General features: G+C 38.7%; 1 protein-coding gene. It reads left to right on the top strand.

Translation table 11 applies throughout. The annotated features are described in order from the left end of the window. Positions 1 to 19: 19 nt before the first annotated feature. Positions 20 to 519 (top strand): 5'-methylthioadenosine phosphorylase (locus A2255_09330; GenBank protein ID OGI18040.1); only part of this gene is annotated, 500 nt, incomplete at its 3' end.

Below are 519 nucleotides of genomic sequence, written 5' to 3' on the forward strand. Positions count from 1 at the left end.
TTATCCTATAGGTGGTATCATGGTAAAAATAGGTATAATCGGCGGTTCTGGTTTAGAAGATCCTAAACTATTGAAGGATGCAAAAGAGATTGAGGTTAACACGCCTTATGGCAAGCCAAGCTCTCTATTAACTATAGGCAAAATAGAAGGAGTTGATGTTGTTATTTTGTCAAGGCATGGAAGAAAACACCAGATAATGCCTACAAATGTTCCTAATCAGGCTAATATTCATGCCCTAAAAGAGCAGGGCTGCACTCATATTTTGGTTTCCAGCGCTGCCGGCTCATTAAGAGAAGACATAAAGCCAGGCGATTTTGTTATTGTTGATCAGTTTATTGACAGGACTACAAAAAGAAAATCAACTTTTTACGAGAAAGACCATGTCTGCCATATACCAATGGCAGAGCCTTTCTGCAGCCATTTAAGAGAATTATTGTATGATTCAGCAAAGGAATTAAAATTCAGAGCTCATGAAAAAGGGACCGTTATCACAATTGAAGGCCCAAGGTTCAGCACAAA

It is taken from the genome of Candidatus Melainabacteria bacterium RIFOXYA2_FULL_32_9 (assembly GCA_001784615.1).
Taxonomy (GTDB): Bacteria; Cyanobacteriota; Vampirovibrionia; order Gastranaerophilales; family UBA9579; genus UBA9579.